This is a genomic window from Alistipes shahii WAL 8301 (assembly GCF_025145845.1).
Classification (GTDB): Bacteria; Bacteroidota; Bacteroidia; order Bacteroidales; family Rikenellaceae; genus Alistipes; species Alistipes shahii.
On record NZ_CP102253.1, the window covers coordinates 301,788 to 326,371 of the forward strand.

Here is a 24,584-nt window from a genome sequence, read left to right on the forward strand (position 1 = left end):
GATTATTTCACAATTGCCCCTCACCGCCGCGCGGCGGACACGATCCAATAAACAAAAAACGTGCGAGATACGCAGCGGCGGCGGAACCGGCCGCAACGGGACAGCCCGGACCGCCCACCCGCCGCGGAAGCCGCCGTATCCATCGCCGCGGGGATGCCACACGCACGCGAAAAAGCGGCCAGCGAATCGACGGATCAGCCCGCCGCGCGAGAAAACGCCGCGCACCGTTTGGACGGGAACGCAGATTTTATTATATTTGGTGTCGTTACGACACTTTATCCGTCGGAAAGCCCCGCCGAACCGCTTCGGATTCGGTTTTGCGCCTCCGGCCTTTACGTAGCCCCGGCTACAAAAAACAACCTGCGCCCATGCTGCTCTTCGCACACATAAACCTGACGCTGCCGCTCGAAGACCCGATCCTGAAATTCCTGCTGATCCTGGTCATCATCCTCGCGGCTCCGCTCCTGCTGAACAAACTCAAAATCCCCTATCTGCTGGGGCTGATCATCGCAGGCGCGGTGATCGGACCCCACGGCCTCAACCTCGTGCTGCGCGACAGCAGCATCATCCTCTCGGGTACGGCCGGACTTCTGTACATCATGTTCCTCTCGGGACTGGACATGGACATGTCCGATTTCCGCCGCAACAGCTGGCGGAGCCTCATCTTCGGAGGCTACACCTTCTGCGTCCCGCTGGCCTTCGGCATCCTGGCCGGCTATTACATCCTCGGCTTCCCGATCTATTCGTCGATCCTGCTCGCAGGGCTGTTCGCCTCGCAGACGCTCATCGCCTACCCCATCGTCAGCAAACTGGGCATCGCCCGCGACAAGGCCGTCACGATCGCCGTCGGCGGCACGGTCATCACCGACACGCTGGCCCTGCTGCTGCTCACCGTGATCGTCGGCATGGCCACGGGCAACGTCGACGACATGTTCTGGTGGCGGCTCGCAGGCTCCGTCTCGCTCTGCATCGCCATCATCGTCTTCCTCTTCCCGCTGCTGGCCCACTGGTTCTTCAAGCAGGTCAGCGACAACGTCTCGCAATACATTTTCGTACTGGCGATGGTCTTCCTCGGGGCCTACCTCGCCCACATGGCCGGGCTGGAACCGATCATCGGCGCGTTCCTCTCGGGACTCGCGCTCAACCGCCTGATCCCCCGCACCTCGCCGCTGATGAACCGCATCGAGTTCGTCGGCAACGCCATCTTCATCCCCTTCTTCCTGATCGGCGTGGGCATGCTGATCGACTACCGCGCCTTCTTCCGCGACTGGGAGAGCCTCGAAGTGGCGGCCATTATGATCGTGCTGATCACGGCGGCGAAATTCGTCGCCGCATGGTTCACGCAGAAGACCTTCCGACTCTCGCCCGACCAGCGGACCGTCATCTTCGGCTTAAGCTCGGCCCACGTGGCCGCGACGTTGGCCGCCGTGATGGTCGGCTACAACATCATCCTGGGCCACACGCCCGACGGCGAGCCGATCCGCCTCTTGAGCGAAAGCGTACTCAACGGCACGATCCTGATGATTCTGGCCACCTGCACCGTGTCGACCTTCGCCACGCAGCGCGGCGCCCACAACATCGCCATGCGCAGTGCCCAGGACACCGGAGACAGGCAGCCGCGGCAGGAGGACCACATCCTGATCCCCGTGGCCGACGAACGCACGGCCGACGAACTGGTATGGTTGAGTTCGATGCTCAAGCGCGCCAAGGAGCCGAACGGACTATACGCCCTGCACGCCATCGACAACAAGGTGGAGGACCCGAACGTCGAGAAACGCGCCCAGAAGATCCTCGACGCGGCGGCGACGGCGGCTGCGGCGGGCGACATCTACCTCCAGGAGCTGATGCGTTACGACGTGAACATCTCGAACGCCATCGTCAGCGTCGTCCGCGAACGGAACATCACCGACATCGTGATGGGCATGCACCACGCCTCCCCGGCCGTGCCGGGACTGACGGGCATCCCCGGGGCGTCGGGTCCCGGCATCGGCAAAATGGCCGCCGACGTGCTGGCACAGAGCAACGTCACGACCTTCATCTACAACCCCGTGCAGCCGCTGAACACCATCAAGCGCCACCTGATCGTCGTACCCGAAAAGGCCGAGCAGGAGGCGGGATTCCAGATGTGGCAGCGCCGCATCCGCCGCCTGGCCGAAAACTCGGGGGCCAGAATCATCGTGTTCGCCCCGGAGGCCACGCTGGAATACCTCCGCCCCAAAGGCCGCAAGCACCCGGCCAACATCGACTTCGTGCCCTTCGCGCAATGGGACGACCTGCCGTCGCTCGAACACGACATCCGCGCCGACGACTGCCTCTGGTTCGTGATGAGCCGCCGCGACCGCGTCTCGTACAACCCCGTGATGAGCCGTATCCCGGCCTACCTCGAACATTTCTTCTCCGGATACAGCTCCGTACTGCTCTATCCCGTGCAGGCGGGCGACACCGAAAGCCGCTATATCTGACGGTTCGGAAGTACAAAATACCCGAAAAAGTTTTTCCCTTCGCGGATTTGCGCTATCTTTGCAAGTGATTCATGGTAGCGGCATTCCGGTCAGAATCCCGGTCGCGATGCGACAAGTCCCCGCCAAGGCCGGGATTTAGGGTGGGTCCAATTTGTAAACGCGGCCATAGGCCGCGACTACAGCGGTCGGAGTTGTAAAACGGAGCAAACAGCAGAATAAGAAAAAGATAAGATATGAGCCTTGTAGCAATCGTGGGCCGTCCGAACGTCGGCAAAAGCACCCTCTTCAACCGCCTCGTGGGCGAACGGAAGGCCATCGTCGACGCGACGGCCGGAACCACCCGCGACCGCCATTACGGCAAGACCGACTGGAACGGCAAGGAGTTTTCCATCATCGACACGGGCGGGTACACCGTCAATTCGGAGGATATTTTCGAAGACGAAATCCGCCGTCAGGTCCTGCTGGCCATCGACGAGGCCGACGTGATCCTCTTCCTCGTGGAGGTACGCACCGGCATCACCGACCTCGACATGCTGATGGCCGACATCCTGCGCCGCACCTCGAAGAAGGTGATCCTCGTCTGCAACAAGGTCGACAACAACGACCAGATCTACTCCTCGCACGAGTTCTACGCCCTGGGACTGGGCGATCCCTACTGCATCTCGTCGATGTCGGGAAGCGGCACGGGCGACCTGATGGACGCCATTCTGGACGCACTGCCCGTGGAAACGGCCTCCGAGGAGGACGAAGACCTGCCCCACATCACCATCGTGGGGCGTCCCAACGTCGGCAAGTCGTCGCTCACGAACGCCCTGCTGGGCGAGGAGCGCAACATCGTGACCTCCATCGCCGGGACCACCCGCGACTCGATCCACACCCGCTACAACAAATTCGGCATGGATTTCTACCTCGTCGACACGGCCGGCATGCGCAAGAAGGGCAAGACGATGGAGGACCTCGAATTCTACTCGGTGATGCGCTCGATACGCGCCATCGAAAATTCGGACGTCTGCATCCTGATGATCGACGCCCGGCAGGGACTCGAATCGCAGGACCTGAACATCCACAACCTGATCGTCCGCAACCGCAAGGGATGCGTGATCGTGGTCAACAAATGGGACCTGATCGAGAAGGACAGCAACACGATGAAGGAGTGGACCGAGTTCCTCCGAAAGAAACTCGCTCCGTTCAACGACATTCCGATCATCTTCACCTCGGTGCTGAACAAACAGCGCATCTTCGACGTGCTGCAAACCGCCATCCGCGTCTACCAGTCGCGCAAACGCCGCATCCCGACCTCGGAGCTCAACGACTACATGCTGCCGCTGATCGAGAACTACCCGCCCCCCGCAACCAAGGGCAAGTATATCAAAATCAAGTATGTGACCCAGCTTCCGACGCCGACGCCGCAGTTCGCGTTCTTCGTCAACCTGCCGCAGTACATCAAGGAGCCTTACCGCCGCTTCCTCGAAAACAACATGCGCGACCACTGGGATTTTTCGGGAGTCCCGGTGCAGATTTACTTCCGGCAGAAGTAGGTCTCCGGACGGAATTGCAGCCCAAGCGGCTGAAAATCCCGAAAAATCCCGTGCTGACAACCTCCCCAAACCCCTCCTTGAAAGGAGGGGCTTTCATTACGGGACTTCCGATGCAGATTTTCTTCCGGCAGAAGTAGGTTCCCGGACGGGATTGCAGCCCAAGCGGCGGCCAACCTCGAAAAATCCCGTGCTGACAACCTCCCCAAGCCCCTCCTTGAAAGGAGGGGCTTTCATTACGGGACTCCCGGTGCAGATTTTCTTCCGGCAGAAGTAGGTTTCCGGACGGGATTACAGCCCAAGCGGCGGCCAACCCCGAAAAATCCTGTGCTGACAACCACTCCAAACCCCTCCTTGAAAGGACGCCGTGCCTGCCTCACGTTATGCTTTCCGCAGGGCCGTCGACCGGTTTTACGTCAAAAAAGGATTGACGACCCGGTTCACATATTTTTTCCGGAACTCGGACTCCCGGTACACGTAATCCACCGCCGTGAACCGGATTTCGTCCCCGGACTTGCTGATTCCGGACCGCAGGGCCTCTATCTTCCCGTCGCAACGCGCCCCGAGGCGGACGAAGCAGCCTTCGGCAATATCAAAAGCAAACTCCCGGATACCCCGGATCAGGACAGCGGGGTGCTGCAATTCCATTGCATCGGGAAATGTCCGGATCAGGACGGCGAACCCGACCTTCTCCACCTCCGTGACCAGCATGGCCGCAAAAAACTCACGGCTGAAATTCAAATCAATCATTGCAGGCTAAACTGTTTCAGCGAACGGTCCCGATTCCCGGAACCGCCGTTCCGTTTCTCAAAGATAACGCCCCGGACCGAAATATCCGCACATTCGGCCGGAAATTTTCAGTACGCACGCCGTTCCGTCCGGGCACGATTTTGGCCATTATAGGTTTAAGTTATGGCACTATCAATATTATCCGCTTGTTATTCACAGAATTATATCATACATTTACAAGCAGGGAATCCGTCACAACCAAAAACAAAAGCCATATGGACAAAAAGAAACTGACAGCCGAAAACGGCCGGCCCATCGCCGACAACCAGAACATTCAGACAGCCGGGAAACGCGGCCCCGTAACCTTGCAGGACCCGTGGTTCCTCGAAAAACTCGCCCACTTCGACCGCGAAGTCATCCCCGAACGGCGCATGCACGCCAAAGGATCGGGAGCCTTCGGAACATTCACCGTGATGCACGACATCACGAAATACACCCGGGCGTCGATCTTCGCCGAGGTGGGCAAGCAGACCCCGTGCTTCGTGCGCTTCTCGACCGTGGCCGGAGAACGCGGCGCGGCGGATGCCGAACGCGACATCCGCGGCTTCGCCATCAAGTTCTACACCGACGCCGGCAACTGGGACCTCGTGGGCAACAACACCCCAGTCTTCTTCCTGCGCGATCCGCTGAAGTTTCCCGACCTGAACCACGCCATCAAGCGCGACCCGCGCACCGGACTGCGCAGCCCGAACAGCAACTGGGACTTCTGGACGCTGCTGCCCGAGGCGCTGCATCAGGTGACCATCACGATGTCGCCGCGCGGCATTCCGGCCTCCTTCCGCCACATGCACGGATTCGGAAGCCACACGTACAGCTTCTACGACAAAGACAACCGACGCACGTGGGTCAAGTTCCACCTCCGCACCGAGCAGGGGATCAGGAACCTGACCGACGCGGAGGCCGAGGCCATCATCGCCAAGGACCGCGAATCGAACCAGCGCGACCTGTTCGAAGCCATCGAACGCGGCGACTATCCGCGCTGGCTGATGCAGGTGCAGCTGATGACCGAGGAGCAGGCCCGGACCTATAAAATCAATCCGTTCGATCTGACGAAGGTGTGGTATCACGGCGATTTTCCGCTGCACGACGTGGGCATTCTGGAACTCAACCGCAATCCGGAAAACTTCTACGCCGAAGTCGAGCAGGCCGCCTTCAACCCGATGAACATTGTCGAGGGCATCGGCTTCTCGCCCGACAAGATGCTGCAAGGACGCCTCTTCTCCTACGGCGATGCGCAGCGTTACCGCCTGGGCGTGAATCACAACCTGATTCCGGTGAACAAGCCCCGCTGTCCGTTCCACGCCTACCACCGCGACGGGCAGATGCGCACCGACGACAATTACGGCGCGACGACGCCCTACGAGCCGAACAGCTACGGCGAATGGCAGGACACGCCGGCCCTCAAGGAGCCGCCCCTGGCCGTCGACGGCGCGGTCTACAACTACGACGAGCGCGAATTCGACGACGATTATTACACGCAGCCGGGCAAGCTGTGGCGGCTGATGACGCCCGCAGATCAGCAGGCGACATGCGAAAACACGGCGCGCGCCATGGGCGATTCGGAACTGTTCATCAAGCAGCGGCACGTGCGCAACTGCTACAACGCCGATCCGTCGTACGGCGAAGGCGTGGCCCGGGCGCTGGGCATCAGCCTCGCCGAAGCCCTGACGGCCGAAGACCCCGCGCATCCCGCGTGGGATAAAAGATAAATCCGCCCCATCCCAGCCCTCCTTCAGGGAGGGAGATGGCATACGCTCCGGACGGCGGTACATTAGCGTATGTGATCACGCCCGGTAAAACGGAGGTAAACAAAAATTCCCGTCGTTGGTTCGACGGGAATTTTTGGCATTTATGCCTGCGGCGTCGGTTCGCCGCCCTGCGGCTTGTTGCCGCGGCCCCGATTGCGGCCTCCGCGGTGACGGCGGCGGTCGCGGGTCCCGCGGTTGCCTTCGCCACGGCCCGAAGCGTGGTCGCTGTCCGGCGAAGCGGGTTGTGCCGCGGCAGGTTCCGCAGCCGCAGCCGCAGCCGCAGTCGCAGCCGCCGGGCGTTCGCTGCGGCGGTCCCGGTCGTTACGACCCGAACGGTCGCCCCGTCCGCCGCGTCCGCGGCCCGAACCGGAACGTCCTCCCCCGCTGCGACCCCCGCGCCCCCGGCCGAAGCGGCCGCGGTTCTCGTCGGGAGCGTATTTCGGGCCTTCGCCCACGCTCTCGGGCAGTTCGGCCTTGCGGATGTCCCGCTCGATGAATTTCTCGATCTGGTGGAACTTGCCCTGCTCCTCCTCGCTGACGAACGTCATGGCGGCGCCCGAAGCCGCCGCGCGGGCCGTACGGCCGATGCGGTGGATGTAGTCCTCGGGGTCGTGCGGCACGTCGTAGTTGAGCACCAGGCCGATGTCCTCGATGTCGATACCGCGCGCGACGATGTCCGTGGCGACGAGGATTTTCACCTTGTTGTTCTTGAAGTTGAGCATCACCTCCTCGCGCTGCGCCTGCTCCAGGTCGGAGTGCATGGCCGCAACGTCGAGTCCCATGCGCTTGAGCGTATGGGCCAGCTCCTTGACCTTGAGTTTCGACGACGAGAAGATGATCGTCTTCGAGTCGGTCGGCTCGGCGAACAGCTCGCGGATGATGCCCAGTTTCTGACGCTCGTAGCAGATGTAGGCCGACTGGTCGATGGCTTCGTTGGGTTTCGAAATGGCGATGTTGACCTCGGCGGGATTGCGCAGAATGGTCTTGGCCAGTTCGCGGATCTTCGGGGGCAGCGTCGCCGAAAACATGATCGTCTGCCGTTCGGCGGGCATGTAGGAGATGATCTTCATAATGTCGTCCGAGAAACCCATGTCGAGCATGCGGTCGGCCTCGTCGAGAATCAGGTATTCGACGTGCGAAAGATCGACGCCGCTGTTTTGCAGGTGGGCGATCATGCGGCCCGGAGTGGCGATCACCACGTCGGCGCCGTTCAGCATGCCGTTTTTCTGGATGTCCCAGCCCTTGCCGTCGCCGCCGCCGTAGACCACCGTCGTCGAGAGGGGCGCATAATAGGAGAAGCCCTGGAACTGCTGGTCGATCTGCTGCGCCAGCTCGCGCGTCGGCACGATGATCAGCGATTTCACCACGTTGTCGGGGTTGCCCTCGATGAGCAGTTTGTTCAGCAGCGGCAGCGTATAGGCCGCGGTCTTTCCCGTACCGGTCTGGGCGCAGCCGATAATGTCGCGGCCCTCCAGAATCACCGGAATCGTGTGCTCCTGCACGGGAGTCATCTCGTGGAAATTCATATCCTCAAGACCGTCGAGGATTTCATCCTCCAGGTCGAGTTCATCGAAACGCATAAAACAGAAATTTTTAATTCTTAATTTTTCACTTTTAATTGCACGGTCCGGAAATGACATCTCCGAATAGCGTGGCCGGCGTGCAGCCCGTGATGCGAACCCTCACATAGTCGCCGACCCGATGATACCCGCGGTCGAAAACCACCACCTTGTTCTGCGAAGTGCGGCCCGACAGCTGGTTCCTGTCGCGCTTCGACTCGCCCTCGACCAGCACTTCGAACTCCCGGCCCACGTCGCGCAGGTTGCTCGCATGGCCCAGCTCGTTTTGCAGGGCGATGATTTCGGACAGCCGGCGCGACTTCACCTCCTCGGGAACGTCGTCCCCCAGGTGCTTTTCGGCAAAAGTGCCCGGACGCTCCGAATACTTGAACATGTAGGCGAAATCATAGCCCACCTCGCGCATCAGCGACAGGGTTTGCAGGTGCTCCTCCTCCGTCTCGCCCGAGAAGCCCGCGATCAGGTCGGTGGTGATCGCACAGTCGGGCAGATAGCGGCGGATGGCGGCGATGCGGTCGAGATACCATTCACGCGTATATTTGCGGTTCATGCGGCCGAGCATCGACGTGGCGCCCGACTGGGCCGGCAGGTGAATCGCCCGGCAGACGTTGGGCATCGAGGCCATGACCTCCAGCAGGCTGTCGCTCATATCCTTGGGATGCGAGGTGGCGAACCGCACGCGCAGCAGCGGCGAGACCGACGCCACGCGGCGCACCAGCTCCGGGAAATCGACGTCGCCCGTACGGTAGGAATTGACGTTCTGCCCCAGCAGCGTCACCTCGCGGTAGCCGTTTTCGAACAAACTGCGCGCCTCGGCGACGATGGTCTCCGCATCGCGGCTCCGCTCGCGGCCCCGGGTGTAGGGGACCACGCAGTAGGAACAGAAGTTGTCGCACCCCCGCATGATCGCCACGAAGGCGCTCACGCCGTTGCGGTCGAGGCGCACGGGGGCGATTTCGGCATAGGTCTCCTCGGTCGAAAGCAGCACGTTGACACCCTTGCCGCCCGCCTCGGCCTCGCGCACCAGGCGCGGCAGGTCGCGGTAGGCGTCCGGCCCGGCCACGACATCGACGCCCGCAGGTCCCTCGACCAGCTTCTCGCGCAGGCGTTCGGCCATGCAGCCGATGACGCCCACGACAAGACCCGGATTCGCGCGCCGGTAGCGTTTCATCTCGGCCAGACGGCCCCAGATGCGCTGCTCGGCGTTGTCGCGGATCGAGCAGGTGTTGATCAGGATGACATCGGCCTCGCCGATGCGGTCCGTATAGACATAGCCTTCGCGCTGCATGAGCGAAACGACGATCTCCGTGTCGCCGACGTTCATCTGGCAGCCGTAGGTCTCGATGAAAAGTTTGCGTCCGGCGCCCTCCAAAGGCCGTAATGTATTGACGTTAAATCCCAATTTTCAATTCTTAATTTTTAATTCTTAATTGGCGGAGCCTATTCCGCCTGTATCTCGTTTTTCTCGGGGAACTGCTTGAAGCCCTCCCCGAAGGTTTCGTAGGCATCCGTCACCACGACGAATGCCTTCGGGTCGATCTCCTTGATCTTGTGCTGCACAAGGCGCACCTCCTTGCGGCTCACCACCAGAAAGATCATGTCGCGCAGCGAATCGGTGTACATGCCCTTCGACTTGATGTAGGTGGCGCTGCGGTCGAGGTCGTCGATGATGAACCGTTTCAGCTCCTCGTGGTGGTCGCTGATGATGAACAGCAGCTTGTCGTACGACGCGCCGTCGAGCAGGTAGGCGATCACACGCGACGAGATGTAGATCGTGATGAGCGAATAGAGCGTCAGCATCCAGCCGTTCGCCGCCGCCTCGCCCGTGCCGATTCCGAAGCCGATCACGGCCAGTCCCGACAGCACGACAAACCCGTCGGCCAGCAGGATGCCCGTCGAGAACTTGATCCCGGCGAACTTCTGCAACAGCATGCCCACGATGTCCGTGCCCCCCGTGGTCGCCTGCTGCCGCACGACGATACCCTGCCCGATGCCGATCACCACGGCGCCGATGACGCACGTCAGCAGCAGGTCGTTCGAGAGGTCCAGCCGCCCGCCCAGCAGCAGCGAAGGGTCCAGCGACTCGACCGCCTCGGGATTCGGGTAGACCAGCCGCGTGAGCACGTTCATAAAGCCCGGCGTATAGAGCGCCGCCAGCACCGTGCGCGTGCCGAAACCGCCGCCGAAGACCAGCATGGAGATCAGCATCAGCGGAATGTCGAACATGTAACCGAACGTACCGACCTGGACCGAAGGGAAGATGTTATGCAGCACGATACCCATGCCGTAGACCCCGCCCGGCACGAACTTGTAGGGATTGACGAAGAGCACGAACCCCGCGCCCATGACCGAGCAGCCGAGGAAAATCAGAAACCACGAGCGCCACCACGCCCACGAGCCCATCGGTTCGAGCAAAGCCTTTGTGTTCATACATTAATTCATTTAGAATGCAAAGATACTAAATTCTCCGGAAATGCGGGATACGGCGGCGGTTTTTTCGCCCCCGGCTTCCACATACGGATTTTTTGACTATATTTGCATGAACAAGTTAACACGCGAAAAAGATGATTCTGACGATATATACGGCTACCACCATGATTATCATCGCCTATCTGCTCGGCTCGATTCCAAGCGCCGTATGGATCGGCAAGAAATATTACGGCATCGACATCCGCGAGCACGGCTCGAAGAACGCCGGAACGACCAACATGCTCCGCGTGCTGGGCCGGCGGGCCGCCCTGCCGGTCTTCGCGCTCGATTTCCTGAAAGGATTCGTGGCCGTGACGATCATCGAACTGATGCAGTACGACGACCTGATCGGACAGAACGACCTGATAAACCTCAAGATCGTCGCCGTGTTCGCCGCCGTGCTGGGCCATATCTTCCCGATTTTCGCCGGATTCCGCGGCGGAAAGGGCGTCGCGACGCTCGTGGGCGCCGTGACGGGCATCTATCCCCCCGTGGCGCTGCTGTGCTTCGGCGTGTGGCTGGTGATGCTGATGGTCTCGCACTACGTGTCGCTGGCCTCGATGGTCGCCGGATGCTGCTTCCCCGTCTTCACCCTCATATCGCCCAAAGTCAACGGATCGACGGCCTTCGTGGTGTTCTCGTTCGTGATCGCCATCCTGCTGATCTACACCCACCGCAAGAACATCGAACGGCTGAAGGCGGGAACCGAGTCGAAGACCTTCATCTGGAAGCCGCGGCGCGTGAAACTCGACGACGAGGAGCGGAAAAAGAGCGGCAAAGAGCACGATCGGGAATAACCGGCTCCGGACTTTTCGACGAAATTATCCGCATAAAAGGATAAATCCTGCGGCCGGCATACGGCAAAATAAATTTTTACGTTATCTTTGCGCCGCAATAAAGACCTAAAGCAAGCGTCATGTTACAGGAAAACCTGCTGAAAATATACGAAACGAGTTTTCGGGAAAATCGGGAGATGTCGGCGCTGACCGACTATTTCAAGGGCGAGACCTTTTCGTACTATGAAATGGCCAAGGAGATTGCGAAAATCCACCTGCTTTTCAAGAAAGCCGGGATCAAGCAAGGCGACAAAATCGCACTCATCGGCCGCAACAACCCACGCTGGTGCATCACCTACATGGGAACCATCACCTACGGAGCAGTGATCGTGCCGATCCTTCAGGATTTCACCCCTGCGGACATCATCCATATCATCAACCACTCGGAAAGCCGCCTGCTGTTCCTGGGCGACAACTTCTGGGACGTGATCGAGGAGGACCAGATCAAGCAGATCGAAGCCGTATTCTCGCTCACGGACTTCCACGCGATCTACGAGCGCGACGGCAAGTCGCTCACCAAGTTCCAGCGCGACATCGTGAAGAACTACCGCACCAAGTATCCGCGCGGATTCAGCGTCAACGACATCAAATATCCCGAAATACCCAACGACCAGGTCGTCCTGCTCAACTACACCTCGGGAACGACCGGCTACTCGAAGGGCGTGATGCTCACGGTGAACAACCTCACGAGCAACGTGATGTTCGCCGCAACGACAATCAACACCCAGACCGGACAGCGGTACTTCCAGAAAGGAGGCCGCACGCTGTCGTTCCTGCCGCTGGCCCACGCCTACGGCTGCGCGTTCGACTTCCTCGCGCCGCTGGCCGTCGGCGGACACATCACCCTGCTGGGCAAGATTCCGGCGGCGAAAATCCTGCTGGAAGCGATGGCCGTCGTGAAACCCACGATCATCTGCTGCGTGCCGATGATCCTCGAAAAAGTCTACCGCAAGCAGGTGCTCCCGATGCTGGAGAAAGGCCCCATGTCGATTGCCATGAAGATTCCGCTGCTCAATTCGGCCATCTACTCGGTGATCCGCAAGAAACTGATGGACGCCTTCGGCGGCAACGTCGGAATCTTCATCGTCGGCGGCGCGCCGATGAACCAGGAGACCGAATCGTTCCTGATGAAGATCAAGTTCCCGATCACGATCGGCTACGGCATGACCGAATGCGCCCCGCTGATCAGCTTCACCCCCGACAACGAGTTCAAGGCCGGTTCGTGCGGCCGGTTCCTGAAAGGACTGCTCGAAGTGAGGATCGACTCGGAAGACCCGCAGCGCGTGGCCGGCGAAATCCTCGTCCGCGGCGAGCACGTTATGAAGGGATACTACAAAAACGACAAGGACACCCACAAGGTCCTCGACGAGGAGGGATGGCTCCATACGGGCGACATGGCCACGATGGACCCCGACGGCACGCTCTACATCCGCGGCCGTTCGAAAACCATGATCCTCTCGGGCAACGGCCAGAACATCTATCCCGAGGAGATCGAGGACAAGCTCAACAACATGTACCTCGTGCTCGAATCGCTGGTGCTCGACGCCGGAAACGGCAAGATCAAGGCCCTCGTGGTCCCCGACTACGAACAGGCCGAGGCCGAGGGCGTGGACAAGGCCGACCTGCCGCAGATCATGCAGAACAACCTTCAGGAACTCAACGCGCAGCTGGCCGCCTACGAGCGGATCTCGGGCATCGCACTCTACCCCAACGAGTTCGAAAAAACCCCGAAACGAAGCATCAAACGCTATCTATACGAACCCTCGCTGTTGAACAAATAAGGCACAGGCAGGTAACCAATTGGATTCTCTATCCCAAAATTCTTCATAGTCACTGAATCCATTCTAACAATGAGGCGTCACTAATTAGTACGGTTACCTGCTTTCTTTCACACCCGGCTTCCGAAGAGCCGGGTGTTTTTTGAATCGGCGCATTGCGGGCAAAGCTCGATGCGTCGCGGCAAAGCTCAAACAAGTTTGGCTTTGCCCGCGACTTTCACTATATTTGAAGCATGAAAATCCAGAAAAAACAAGCTATCGGTGAAAACCTGCTCTACGTGATGGTCTGGACGGCCATCATCCTGGTCCCGGTCCTCAACTCGCAGATGATGTCCGAAATGCACGTCAACCTGGAAAACGTGCTGACTGCCTGGAGGTATATCGCCCCCTATCTGATCATCTTTCTCATCCACAATGCCATCATCGCCCCGCGCTACATGCTCCGGCGAAAATACGGAAAATACCTCGCGAGCAACCTGGCGCTGATCATCAGCGTCTTCTGGCTGGTGCAGATCTACGAGGACCACCTCACGGACCACCTCCTCAAACAAAACGATCCCGAAGCGCTCGACGCCTACCGCAAAGCGTCGTTCTCCAATCTGGAGATGTACTGGAACGTGGTGCTGGGATTCTTCATGACCGGAGCCAACACGGGTATCAAGCTGATATACCAGTCGATGCGCGACGAACAGCAGATGGAGGCGCTCAAGCGCCAGAACCTTCAGGCCGAAATGGATTACCTGAAATACCAGATCAACCCGCACTTCTTTATGAACACGCTCAACAACATCCACGCGCTGATCGACATCGACACCGAGTCGGCCAAGAACGCCGTGATCGAGCTTTCGAAGATGATGCGTTACGTGCTCTACGAGTCGGGGCGCGAGATCATTTCGCTCAACCGCGACATCCAGTTCCTGAAAAACTACATCGAACTGATGCGCATTCGTTACACCGACGCCGTGAATATCAGCGTGGAGTCGCCCGGCAACCTGCCCGAACAACTGTCGATCCCGCCGCTGCTGCTGATCGTCTTCGTCGAAAACGCCTTCAAACACGGCGTAAGCTACAACCATCCGTCGTTCATCCGCCTGAAGATCGAATACGCCGACGGGCAGGTGACCAGCACGCTCACCAACAGCCACCACGCCGCCCAGAGCAGCAAACACCCCGCGGGAATCGGACTGGAGAACGTCCGCAAACGCCTCGAACTGATCTACGGCGCGAAGAACTACTCGCTGGAAATCCGCGAGGAGGAGAAGACCTATACCGTAAAACTCGTAATCCCGACGCTCAATGCTTAAATGTATCGCCATCGACGACGAGCCGCTGGCTCTGCGTCAGCTGACAAGCTACATCTCGAAAATTCCCTATCTGGACCTCGTCGCAAAATACAACAACGCCCTGGAAGCGCAGCAGATGCTCGCGGGAGAGAAGGTGGACCTGATTTTCGTCGACATCAACATGCCCGACCTCAACGGCGTGGATTTCGTCCGCGCGCTGATCGACCGCCCGATGGTGATTTTCACCACGGCCTATTCGGAGTACGCCGTCGAGGGATTCAAGCTCGACGCGGTGGATTACCTGCTCAAACCGTTCAGCTTCGCCGATTTCAGCCGTTCGGCGGCCAAGGCCAATTCGCTCTACAAGCTACGCCACAACCAACGGCCGCCGCAGGAGGGGGAATCCGAGGCGCTGCCCAAAGACAAGGAGTATATCTCGGTGAAGGCCGATTACAAGGTTTCGCTGGTGAAGATCAGCGACATCGTCTATCTCGAAAGCGAAGGCGAATACGTGCGCATGCACCTCGCCGACGGAACGACCATCACCACGCTGTTCCGGCTCAAGAACATGGAGACGGCGCTTCCTTCGGAGTCGTTCATGCGCGTGCACCGTTCGTACATCGTCAACCTGCGCACGATCAAGGCCTACGTCAAAGGGCGCATCTTCCTCAACGACACGGAGTACGTACCGATTGGCGAGAATTACAAGGAAGCCTTCCAGGGATATATCGACAAGAATTTCCGAAATTTGTAGCGATCCGGCCGGGCGGAGATCAGGACCGCCGAGTACAGGGAAACGACTGGGGAAACGGACGGGGAAAACGGACGGTCAATCACCGGAAAGATCCGGGAAGCCGCCGAGCTGGACATACTCCCCGTCGCGGCATTCGCAGCAGTAATGCCGCAGGCCGTTGGTCAGAATGACGTAGCGCGCCCCCAGCACCGAATTGTAGCGCACGGCCTGCGCGAGCGTCCGGCTGTTGATCGGGATGCACGGGGCCTTGCACTCGGCCAAGAGCAGCGGCTCGGCCCGGTCGCCCACGACCACCACGTCGGCCCGCTGGGGCTGGCCGTTGAGCGCCACGGCATACTCCTGGACGATGCGTTTGGGCTGCACGCCGCAATACGCCGTCAGGTAAGCGATCAGATGCTGGCGGACCCACTCCTCGGGCGTCAGCACGAGATAAATGCCCCGCAGGGAATCCCAGACCTCCACGCCGTCGCCGCGGCGGCGCGCACGCAGCCGGATGGCAGGAAAATTGAGTTTGGGCAGCCCGGACATCGCAGTATCGAAAAATTTCTGTATCTTTACGGAGGACAAATATACGAACTTATGCGGACTATCCTTTCGACCATAGCGCTTTTTTCCCTCTGCGGACTTTGCGCGCAGGAGTACACACCGACTTACGGACGCGAATTGCCGCGCGGCGAGATACTCGCCTATCCTTCGGCCGAAGCGGCCACGGCGGCCGACGGCGGCGACAACCGCTACTTCACGCGTCTGACGGAATGGAACCTCAAGGACAACGTTTTCTCGACACCGTTCACCGTGCCGTTCGCATGGGCCAACCGGCAGGTGCTGTTCCACCTGGGATGGGCGTCGGGCGACTACGAAGTGCGTGTGAACGGCCTTCCCGTGGCCTGCAACGCCGACGGCAACAACCCGGCGGAAATCAACATCACCAAACAGGCCAAAGAGGGCCGCAACATGCTCGAAGTCATCCTCGCGCAGCCGTCGTCCGTCGCACCGCTCGAAAGCTGGAAAGAGGCTCCGGCGCCCGCCATCGGCGGAGCCTGGCTGATGAGCCAGCCCACGCTGCGCGTGCGTGACGTCGTGACCAGAACCCGCATGGGCGAAGACGGCAACGCCACGGCGGAGATCGCCGTCGCGGTGAAAAGCGAGGCCCTCAACCCGCGCACCTCGCGCATCCACTACCAGCTGCTCACGCCGACGGGCGAAAATGCCGCAGCGGGACAGAAAGACGTCACCCTCGACATGCGCCGCGAAGACACGCTGCGGTTCCTGGCCCGTATTCCCGCCAACTTGCTGTGGAGCGCCGAACTCCCCACGCAGTACACGCTGCGGCTCAAAACCCAGCACGAAGGCCGCTACGTCGAATATCTGGAACTCCGCCTCGGCTTCCGCTCGGTGGAGATGCAGGACGGGCGGATGTCGCTGAACACACGCCCCGTGACGCTACGCGTACGCGAAGTCCCCGCGGCGATCACCGAAAACGAAATCGCGGCGCTGCGCGAGCAGGGATTCAACACGCTAAAACTGCTGCCGGGGCCTGTGCCCGAATCGCTGCTGAACTTTTGCGACGTGCAGGGCCTCTACGTGATTGCGCAGGCGCCGATCGACACCCGCCGCAGCGGGGAGTCGCGCCGCAAGGGCGGGAATCCGTCCAACGACCCCGAATGGCAGCCGGCATACCTCGAACGCACGGAGAACAGTTACCACACCACGAAGCGCCATCCGTCGGTGGTGGCCTTCGCGCTGGCCACACAGTCGGCGAACGGCATCAACCTCTATGAAAGTTATTTGAATATGAAGCGTTTCGGCGATTCGCGGCCTTTCATCTACCCGGACGCCGGCGGCGAATGGGACAGCGACAAACTGGCGCTGGAATAACCCCGGAGGCCGGAAAAGCAGAAATTTTTCAAAATTTTTCCGGCAAAATTTTTGGAGATATAAAAATTATAGCTACCTTTGCACTCGCAATCAGATAATGATTGATGCCTCTTTAGCTCAGTTGGTAGAGCACGACACTCTTAATGTTGGGGTCCAGGGTTCGAGCCCCTGAGGGGGTACAGAAAATGCTAAAAGCCGGCACAAATAAGTGCCAAACAACGGCCAAAGCAACGTAAAAGCCTTATAGTTGTCTACTATAAGGCTTTTTTCTTTTGCGGTTACGACAGCAGAATGCCAAACTGCGACAAAAAATCGTTACTAATTCGTAACCAAAACCCAAAAATATTTTTGGTTACGAATTTTCCCCGATTTTGGTTACGAATTCCTTGAAAAGTCCGTCAGTTGTCCGCTGATTGTCAGAGTTTTAAGGCACAATTAGACTAATTTTGTAACCAAAAAAAGTAACCATGAAAAACACATTTAGCGTGCTTTTTTATGTAAAAAAGCAACAGAAAAAGAGCGGATTATTGCCCATTATGGGGCGTATTACTGTCAATAAGCAGACGACACAATTCTTCACGCAGTTGGAAATTGACCCGCAAACTACGGAATGGGACAGCAAAACAAAGAAAATCAATGGAAAGGGAGCAAGTTCCCTAAATAGCCAACTGCGCAATATCGAAGCAAGAATCAGAACTACCTATCAGGAAATGTTTCTGCGCGGTCCTGTGCTGTCTGCCGAGCAAGTTAAAAATGCTTTTTTAGGGATTGATGATTCCAGCACTACCCTATTAAGCGTTTTCCAAGAGTACAAGCAACATCAAAAGGATATGATCGGCAAATGCCGTTCTCTTTCGACCTACAAACGTATTACCCTTGTATATAACCGGGTGGCGGATTTCATCAAGGTAAAACATCACCGTTCGGATATGTACGCCGCGGAGATCGACGGTTCTTTCGTCGATGATTTTTCAGACTATCTATTCACTACGTATAAGGTTTCAAACAATCAAGTTCAAAAAATCATGCAGGTATTCAAACATGTTACAAAAATCTGCATCAAGAAAGGTCTTTTGAAAAAGGACCCGTTCAGCGATTACAAAATTAAGTTTGACCCTGTGGACCCGAATTTCCTGACGGTCGATGAACTTAAATTAATCATCCAAAAGAAATTTTCATTGCGAAGTTTGGAAACGACAAAAGACCTATTCGTATTCAGCTGTTTTACGGGCTTAGCTTTTGTCGATGCCATGAACCTAAAACGTGAAAACATTACGCTTGCTGAAAACGGGGATATGTGGATTAAAATTACCCGTCAGAAAACAAATATTCCGTCGATCATCCCGGTTATGGATATTGCGAAATCCATAATTAAGAAATACGAGAATCAGAATGACAGCTACGTACTACCTCGTTCCCCGCATCAGCACGTAAACGCCTACTTGAAGCAAATTGCAAGTAGTTGCGGCATCAAAAAGAATATGACTTTCCACATGGCCCGGCATACCTATGCCACTACCGCCATGTCTTTCGGCGTTCCTATTGCCACCATCGCCAAGACAATGGGACATGCGAATATGAAAATGACGCAGCACTACGCCCGCGTTCTTCCCGAAAAGATCATCAAAGACATTAATGTTTTGAACACGGCAACGCAAACATTACAAACTCTTTACCAATAAACTACTATATTATGGATGCAGTTCAGACAGCAATCAAAGACAAAATCATCGTTGTTCAGGGTCGTCAGGTGATTCTCGACAGCGACGTAGCAGCCCTTTACGGCGTCGAAACGAAGCGCGTAAACGAAGCGATCAAGAACAACCCCGACAAATTCCCGGACGGGTACATTCTCCAGCTTACCCCGTTAGAATGGGAAGATTTGCGGTCGAAAATTTCGACCACAAAATCCGCAAAGGTCCGCTATGCCCCCAAAGCCTTTACCGAAAAGGGACTTTATATGCTGGCGACAATCCTGAAATCGCCTGTTGCCACACAGACGACAATCGGAATTATCGAAACCTTTGCAAAGGTGAAAGAACTGTCTCGCACGATGTCGGCGTTGCAAGAACCTAACGACCCGCATCTGCAAGAGCGGCTTGCCGAGAAAGGCAGCCGTATCATCAGCGATTTGCTGGACGATGCTTTTGAAACCACGCAGTCCGAAACGACAATCGAGTGCAACCTTGTCGTGCTGAAAGTAAAGCATACAATCACCCGCAAACCGAAATAGCAAACACTCAAACGAATAGCCGTCCTGCAATTTCAGGGCGGCTTTTTTCGTTATATTCTGGCTTGTTTAGAATATAAAATCTATATACATTTGCTTCGACTATGAATGAAAACATAAGATTGGAATGGTTTAAACCGGACCTTACTGCACCGTTGGAGGTTCCTCTGATGGATAGCGGCGTACACGCAGGGTTCCCCTCCCCTGCGGACGACAGCATCGAACAACCGCTTGATCTGAATAAATTGGTAGCCCCGAATCCGAACGCTACATTTTTCGCACGTGTTGTCGGGGACAGCATGAAAGACGCGCATATCGAGGAGGGCGATTTGCTGGCGGTCGATAAGTCCGCCGATCCGCTCGATGGGGATGTCGTGGTGTCCTTTATCGACGGGGAATTTACGCTGAAAACGATCCGGTTTAAAGGGGCGCAGGTTTGGCTTGTCCCTGCCAATGAAAAGTACAAGCCTATCGAGGTCACTACGGACTGCGACTTCCGTGTGTGGGGCGTTGTCCGGTATGTAATAAAGAAAGTCAAAAAATAATGTACGGCCTTGCGGACTGCAATAATTTCTACGCATCCTGCGAACGAATGTTCGCCCCCGATCTAAACGGGCGGCCTGTTGTCGTATTGTCGAATAATGACGGGTGCATCATTGCCCGCAGCGATGAAGCAAAAGCGCTCGGTTTGAAGATGGGCGATGCCTATTTTCAGCAGGCTGCATTTCTCCGGCAAAATAATGTCGCTGTCTTTTCTTCCAATCTGGAACTCTACGGGGATATGAGTACGCGGGTTATGAATACCCTTAAATCGTACTCCCCCGCTACCGAGGTCTATTCCATTGACGAAAGTTTCATGGATTTCACGGGCATCGACCCGGCCACGCTGCGGGACTTCGGGCTGGAGATCGTGCAACGAGTGAAAAAGAATACGGGCATCCCGATCAGCTTGGGTATCGCTCCGACCAAAACGCTGGCGAAGATCGCCAGTAAGTTGTGCAAGCAATATCCGAAGCTGGCGGGCTGCTGCTACATGCACCGCCCGGAAGATATAGAGAAAGTACTGCGGCGGTTCCCTATCGGCGACGTATGGGGCATCGGGAGACGCTTCGAAAAGAAGCTGCTGGCCGCGAACGTCGCCACGGCATACGACTTCACGCAGTTATCCCCGGAGTGGGTGCGCCTGAACATGGGCGGCATTACGGCTCTGCGCATGTGGAAAGAGCTGCGGGGCGAAGCTTGTATAGGGTTTGATGATATGCCGCAGCCCAAGCAGCAGATACGCACCTCCCGAACATTTCACAACGACGTTTCCGATTACGGCGAACTGCACCGTAATATCGCGCTTTTCACCGCCACCAGCGCCGAAAAGCTGCGCAAGCAGCAATCCGTCTGCGGGGAAATCCGGGTGTTCATCCTGACGAACCGCCACCGCCCCGACAAGCCGCAAAGCTATGAAAATGCGCTGCTGAAACTGCCCAACCCGACAGACAGCACCATCGAATTGGTAAAATATGCGGGCAAGATACTGCGGGACTTGTACTCCAAAGGCTACGGCTACAAACGTGCGGGCGTGGTTCTTTCGGATATTCGGTCGAACGAAGGAGTACAAATCAATATGTTCGACCCGATTGACCGGGACAAACATACGCGGATCATGGCGGTCATGGACGCCTTGAACAAGACCTACGGCCGAAACAAGATAAGCCTCGCCACGCAGGGCGCGACACCGCCCTACCGCATGAACCGCGAACACCTTTCCCAACGATATACGACCAGTTGGGACGACATTATTCAGGTAAAGGCCATGTAATTTATACAATTAAAGGTTCCGAAATATAGGTGCAGAAATCGTAACTTTCTCCCCATCATTTTTTATCAGAACATCATAGACCCCAAGAAAATGCAATTTCGTATCTACTGATTGCGGTTTAAGCGCAACACTAATACAATCCTTCAGTCGATCGTCTACACGTCCTTGTGAACTCTCGTAAAATATTCCGTCAATAATGGGTTGCACTAACACATCAAACGTAAATTTTGCGGGAATCCAGTACTCTCTGTCTGCATTAACGTTATCTGTAAATTTATGGTGCATATATCGTTGAAAATTTATTATTTCGTCATCAGAATAGAAATCCGCTCCAGCCCTACGCAATTCTTCAATTTCTGCCAAGAAATTCGAAAGTCCATTCGCTACCTGACGATTAATCCCGGACCTGTTTTCACGTAAATCTGGATTTATAATCGTCAATCCGTCAAGTGGTTTATATGATTCCCAACATCCGACAACAGCACGATATTCTTCATCTATCATCGGTCCTCGAAAAAAGGGACAGGCTTCAAATAGCGACAGTATAATACTATTTGTTAGACGCGGGATTTCTTCTTCGTTATCTCGATTTACAAGAACACCATAGAATAAGGGATTATCCGGCATATTCGCCCGTCCGAATTTTTCACAAAGTTGCTGCGGCAAATAGCTGATTTGTTCTTCACTCTGAACTTCATTAAATGATTTTACCTGACGAGCGCGTAATACCAATATCCCGGCAGGCATGGTTATAATTGGCGCAACAATCGGCTGCCCTATCATATCATTAAACGCATCTTCAATATCTTCGAATTGAGCTGCAGGATCATTTTCAATTCGCCGGAGACGACCGATAAGGTTATTCAAGTCAAACATATCGTTCAAATTTTCCATTAAGGTAGTGAAAATATCTTAATGGTAAATGGCATTTTTTTGTATCTTTATCAACGATTTAAAGCGCAAGAATCTACTATGACCAATAAAGACCAACATCCTGCTATTCTATATAAGTACATTGATACCACTGGTGGTTTATCCATGCTGCAAAAAGAAGAATTATGGTTCAGGCGAACAGGCTTTCTGAATGACCCTTACGATTGTTACCTTTCGCACGAATGTCAGGGAAAATACCCGGAATTTAGTGTGTCCTTTGACTTAAATGAACTCACCAAATATTTCGGAATTTGTAGTTTAAGTGAAACTGCTACCACCTTTTTGATGTGGAGTTATTACAACGAGCACAAAGGCATGTGTATAGGTGTCAATATGAAAGACATTTATACCTCTTTAATTAACCATTTTCACGATAAAATCAATAGTTACCTCTCATTCAGAAAGGTTGTATACAAAAATAAACTTCCAGATTTAAATCTTATCAATATAGTACCATTTGACTATCAGACACCCCGGATTGATAACACCCCATCCAAAAAAGCCCAGAACGAAATCAACGGTTTTCTATCGACAAAAGCGAAGTGGTGGGAACATGAAAAGGAGTATCGTCTGATACTGCGGCAAACTCCTAATCCCTATCTGAATTTAGACGAACCGGTAAAATTACAAATGCGTAACTTGATTAATAGAGTGTATTTAGGATGCAAATTTGACGGTAACATAGATACTATAATCAATATAGCAAAAGAAAAGAAATTTGATGTATATAAATTCAGACAACAATCACATACCTATGGATTATATGCAGAGAAATTATACTCTCACAACAATCAATAAAACTTTTTAGCTTAAAAAATAATTATTCATACATTTGTGAAACACTAACCCATTCCTATTATGTATCTCTTCAACAATACTCCCATTCAAACCCGATTCGATGAAAGCGATAAGAAAATCGCATCCGAACTTAACAAAATAACAGATAATGAGCTATTAAATTGCGACTTGCAAAAGATCGCGGACAGAATAGAACAACAATATAGCATTATCTGCGACACGGAGTTTACAACAGAAGATGTTGAGCCAATTAGTTATCTTATGCCCATTTCGCGAGAAGCGTTACGACCAGAATTACGAATTGGTGCAATCCATGAGTTTTATGATTTTGTCGCAGTCGATTATAAATTCAAAATCCAAGGTGATTATACTTTCTTTTTCAATACTCCTACCGATACACACTATGCTCCTATAAAGGGAAGTGCAAATGCAAATGGATTAACCTTAACCATTATAACAGAATATACACGCATCCCACTAAGCGATGAATGGAAAGAACGAGTAAAAGAGGATATTAAATTTCTTGTTTCAGAAGTCAAAACAAGAATTAACCTCTTAAAAGAGGAATGCAAAAAACGCAATGCCAACATCAAGCCAAATGTGTTATCAATTCTCGAAAAAGAAAGGCAGAATTTGATCGAAAAAAAAGCACACGATGCAAAACTTAATCCGTTCAAATAACAAATGTCCAGCCCTGAAAGGCTGGACATTTGTTTTAGTCATCAGGCTGATTGTCCCAGCCGGGGATTATCACCGTGTCTATTCCCACTCCGGGGCACGGTATTTCGTCGATTGTTTCGACCTCTGCCAGCTTGCAGCGGGTCAGGCTGAACAGGGCCAGCAGCACGATTAAAATGCTTACGAATGATTTCCTTTTCATAGCGTTATTCTTTGTAGTTTTTGTAGTTCACGGTGTGAAACGTCGGTTTATGGTTGCACCAGCGGGCCAGTCGCCGCTGTTCGGGTGTCGGGCGTATCTTATTCTCAAAATCGCGGTACGGCTGTGCAAAGGGCTGACATCCCAGCGCGTCCAGTTCTTCGATGCGGGCCAGCGCGTCGTCCACCTCCCGGACCAGCACATAGAAAAACATCTTTGCGGGCTTCATACCGCATTTTTTCAGCCGTTCTATGGCCTTGCGCACATCGTCGCGGACGGCGGTGCTGTCGTAAGCCATGCGGATATAACGCATCCATTTCACCCGCGAGAGCAGTTCGGCGATTGGGGGATTCCGGGCGATCTGCCGGGCATCAAGTCCCTGATTGAAGTCTACGCGCACCCCTAACCGGATAATCTTCTCGATCTGCTCCAGTCCCCACCCGGACGCAAGTACGTTGTTGTCGAGCAGTACGGCATTGCGGCGTCCGTCCAGAAATTCTTCTATGTCAGCATTTCCCCGCAATGCGCCCTCTTTTCGGGGAACCACGCACCACGGGCAGCGATTCACGCATCCGCGGGTCAGAAAACCTATTGCCGCAGGATAGTTATACAGCCCGTAATCAGGGCAGGTGTGTTCGACCTCCGGGGGCAGCACGGTCGCATAGTCCCGATACCCAGTTCCGCCCTTTATTACCTCGCAGGGGAATCCGTACGGATAATCGGGTGTGAATGTAAATACTTTGGACATATACACCCGGTCGTATTGCCCGAACATGGGGTCGGCAAACTCCACGCTGTCGCCGTGCGCTTTGTGTCATGCCGAA

At 55.4% G+C, this 24,584-nt stretch carries 22 protein-coding genes and 1 tRNA gene; 15 read left to right on the forward strand and 8 right to left on the reverse strand.

What is annotated here, in order from left to right; all coding sequences use genetic code 11:
- Positions 1-368: 368 nt before the first annotated feature.
- The gene (locus tag NQ492_RS01300) at positions 369-2,462 is read left to right on the forward strand and encodes a cation:proton antiporter (protein ID WP_015546622.1); all 2,094 of its coding nucleotides are present in this window, start codon (positions 369-371) and stop codon (positions 2,460-2,462) included.
- A 233-nt stretch (positions 2,463-2,695) separates the two neighbouring features.
- Complete coding sequence (gene der, locus NQ492_RS01305) at positions 2,696-4,000, forward strand: ribosome biogenesis GTPase Der (protein ID WP_022061418.1); 1,305 nt, start codon at positions 2,696-2,698, stop codon at positions 3,998-4,000.
- 408 nt (positions 4,001-4,408) lie between these two features.
- On the opposite strand, the gene NQ492_RS01310 is transcribed toward der, so the two are convergent.
- Entirely contained in the window at positions 4,409-4,747 is a 339-nt protein-coding gene (locus NQ492_RS01310) for a hypothetical protein (RefSeq protein WP_015546623.1), read from the reverse strand.
- 254 nt (positions 4,748-5,001) lie between these two features.
- On the opposite strand from NQ492_RS01310, the gene NQ492_RS01315 reads away from it, so the two are divergent.
- Positions 5,002-6,495, forward strand: coding sequence for a catalase (locus NQ492_RS01315; RefSeq protein WP_015546624.1), 1,494 nt, complete (start codon positions 5,002-5,004; stop codon positions 6,493-6,495).
- Positions 6,496-6,635: 140 nt separating this feature from the next.
- Here NQ492_RS01315 and NQ492_RS01320 read toward each other — a convergent pair whose 3' ends face one another.
- Genes NQ492_RS01320 through NQ492_RS01330 form a run of 3 tightly spaced genes read right to left on the reverse strand, consistent with a single transcriptional unit; the run spans position 6,636 to position 10,541 of the window.
- Entirely contained in the window at positions 6,636-8,114 is a 1,479-nt protein-coding gene (locus NQ492_RS01320; protein WP_259873581.1) for a DEAD/DEAH box helicase, read from the reverse strand.
- Between the two features lie 34 nt (positions 8,115-8,148).
- Positions 8,149-9,513, reverse strand: a complete 1,365-nt coding sequence (gene miaB / locus NQ492_RS01325) for a tRNA (N6-isopentenyl adenosine(37)-C2)-methylthiotransferase MiaB (protein WP_044054153.1) — start codon at positions 9,511-9,513, stop codon at positions 8,149-8,151.
- Positions 9,514-9,551: 38 nt separating this feature from the next.
- Positions 9,552-10,541, reverse strand: a complete 990-nt coding sequence (locus tag NQ492_RS01330; protein WP_015546625.1) for a YitT family protein — start codon at positions 10,539-10,541, stop codon at positions 9,552-9,554.
- A gap of 134 nt (positions 10,542-10,675) precedes the next feature.
- Here NQ492_RS01330 and plsY point away from each other — a divergent pair, with 134 nt between their 5' ends.
- The 4 genes from plsY to NQ492_RS01350 all read left to right on the forward strand — a co-directional run bounded on the left by plsY (position 10,676) and on the right by NQ492_RS01350 (position 15,231).
- Complete coding sequence (plsY, locus tag NQ492_RS01335) at positions 10,676-11,377, forward strand: glycerol-3-phosphate 1-O-acyltransferase PlsY (protein WP_015546626.1); 702 nt, start codon at positions 10,676-10,678, stop codon at positions 11,375-11,377.
- Positions 11,378-11,496: 119 nt separating this feature from the next.
- Positions 11,497-13,197 (forward strand): AMP-binding protein, encoded by a 1,701-nt coding sequence (locus NQ492_RS01340; protein ID WP_015546627.1) that lies wholly within the window; start codon positions 11,497-11,499, stop codon positions 13,195-13,197.
- Between the two features lie 230 nt (positions 13,198-13,427).
- Complete coding sequence (locus NQ492_RS01345; protein ID WP_015546628.1) at positions 13,428-14,498, forward strand: sensor histidine kinase; 1,071 nt, start codon at positions 13,428-13,430, stop codon at positions 14,496-14,498.
- The gene (locus tag NQ492_RS01350; protein WP_015546629.1) at positions 14,491-15,231 is read left to right on the forward strand and encodes a LytR/AlgR family response regulator transcription factor; all 741 of its coding nucleotides are present in this window, start codon (positions 14,491-14,493) and stop codon (positions 15,229-15,231) included. Before NQ492_RS01345 ends, NQ492_RS01350 begins: the two co-directional genes overlap by 8 nt.
- A 75-nt stretch (positions 15,232-15,306) precedes the next feature.
- Here NQ492_RS01350 and NQ492_RS01355 read toward each other — a convergent pair whose 3' ends face one another.
- Positions 15,307-15,759 carry a type I restriction enzyme HsdR N-terminal domain-containing protein gene (locus NQ492_RS01355; protein ID WP_015546630.1) on the reverse strand — a complete coding sequence of 151 codons (453 nt, stop codon included), beginning with the start codon at positions 15,757-15,759 and terminating at the stop codon, positions 15,307-15,309.
- A 51-nt stretch (positions 15,760-15,810) separates the two neighbouring features.
- Here NQ492_RS01355 and NQ492_RS01360 point away from each other — a divergent pair, with 51 nt between their 5' ends.
- The 6 genes from NQ492_RS01360 to NQ492_RS01385 all read left to right on the forward strand — a co-directional run bounded on the left by NQ492_RS01360 (position 15,811) and on the right by NQ492_RS01385 (position 21,152).
- Positions 15,811-17,109 carry a glycoside hydrolase family 2 TIM barrel-domain containing protein gene (locus tag NQ492_RS01360; RefSeq protein ID WP_015546631.1) on the forward strand — a complete coding sequence of 433 codons (1,299 nt, stop codon included), beginning with the start codon at positions 15,811-15,813 and terminating at the stop codon, positions 17,107-17,109.
- Positions 17,110-17,215: 106 nt separating this feature from the next.
- Positions 17,216-17,288: transfer RNA gene (locus NQ492_RS01365), tRNA-Lys, on the forward strand.
- Between the two features lie 288 nt (positions 17,289-17,576).
- A complete protein-coding gene (locus NQ492_RS01370) occupies positions 17,577-18,791 on the forward strand; it encodes a site-specific integrase (protein ID WP_009598544.1) in 1,215 nt (404 codons plus the stop codon).
- Between the two features lie 11 nt (positions 18,792-18,802).
- Positions 18,803-19,342, forward strand: coding sequence for an ORF6N domain-containing protein (locus NQ492_RS01375; protein ID WP_015546632.1), 540 nt, complete (start codon positions 18,803-18,805; stop codon positions 19,340-19,342).
- A 101-nt stretch (positions 19,343-19,443) separates the two neighbouring features.
- Positions 19,444-19,884 carry a LexA family protein gene (locus NQ492_RS01380; protein ID WP_009598571.1) on the forward strand — a complete coding sequence of 147 codons (441 nt, stop codon included), beginning with the start codon at positions 19,444-19,446 and terminating at the stop codon, positions 19,882-19,884.
- Complete coding sequence (locus tag NQ492_RS01385) at positions 19,884-21,152, forward strand: Y-family DNA polymerase (RefSeq protein WP_009598553.1); 1,269 nt, start codon at positions 19,884-19,886, stop codon at positions 21,150-21,152. The genes NQ492_RS01380 and NQ492_RS01385 overlap by 1 nt, the downstream gene beginning before the upstream one ends.
- Positions 21,153-21,161: 9 nt before the next feature.
- Here NQ492_RS01385 and NQ492_RS01390 read toward each other — a convergent pair whose 3' ends face one another.
- Positions 21,162-22,028: a hypothetical protein gene (locus tag NQ492_RS01390; protein ID WP_014776102.1), complete on the reverse strand. Its 867-nt coding sequence runs from the start codon at positions 22,026-22,028 to the stop codon at positions 21,162-21,164.
- Positions 22,029-22,124: 96 nt separating this feature from the next.
- On the opposite strand from NQ492_RS01390, the gene NQ492_RS01395 reads away from it, so the two are divergent.
- Both NQ492_RS01395 and NQ492_RS01400 read left to right on the forward strand, forming a co-directional pair.
- Positions 22,125-22,883, forward strand: coding sequence for a DUF2971 domain-containing protein (locus NQ492_RS01395; protein WP_227042200.1), 759 nt, complete (start codon positions 22,125-22,127; stop codon positions 22,881-22,883).
- Between the two features lie 60 nt (positions 22,884-22,943).
- Positions 22,944-23,564 carry a hypothetical protein gene (locus NQ492_RS01400; protein ID WP_009598546.1) on the forward strand — a complete coding sequence of 207 codons (621 nt, stop codon included), beginning with the start codon at positions 22,944-22,946 and terminating at the stop codon, positions 23,562-23,564.
- A 34-nt stretch (positions 23,565-23,598) separates the two neighbouring features.
- Here the strand turns inward: NQ492_RS01400 and NQ492_RS01405 are convergent, their stop codons facing one another.
- Positions 23,599-23,763 carry a hypothetical protein gene (locus NQ492_RS01405; protein ID WP_009598549.1) on the reverse strand — a complete coding sequence of 55 codons (165 nt, stop codon included), beginning with the start codon at positions 23,761-23,763 and terminating at the stop codon, positions 23,599-23,601.
- A gap of 4 nt (positions 23,764-23,767) precedes the next feature.
- Positions 23,768-24,508, reverse strand: a complete 741-nt coding sequence (locus NQ492_RS01410; RefSeq protein ID WP_227042201.1) for a radical SAM protein — start codon at positions 24,506-24,508, stop codon at positions 23,768-23,770.
- Between the last annotated feature and the right edge of the window lie 76 nt (positions 24,509-24,584).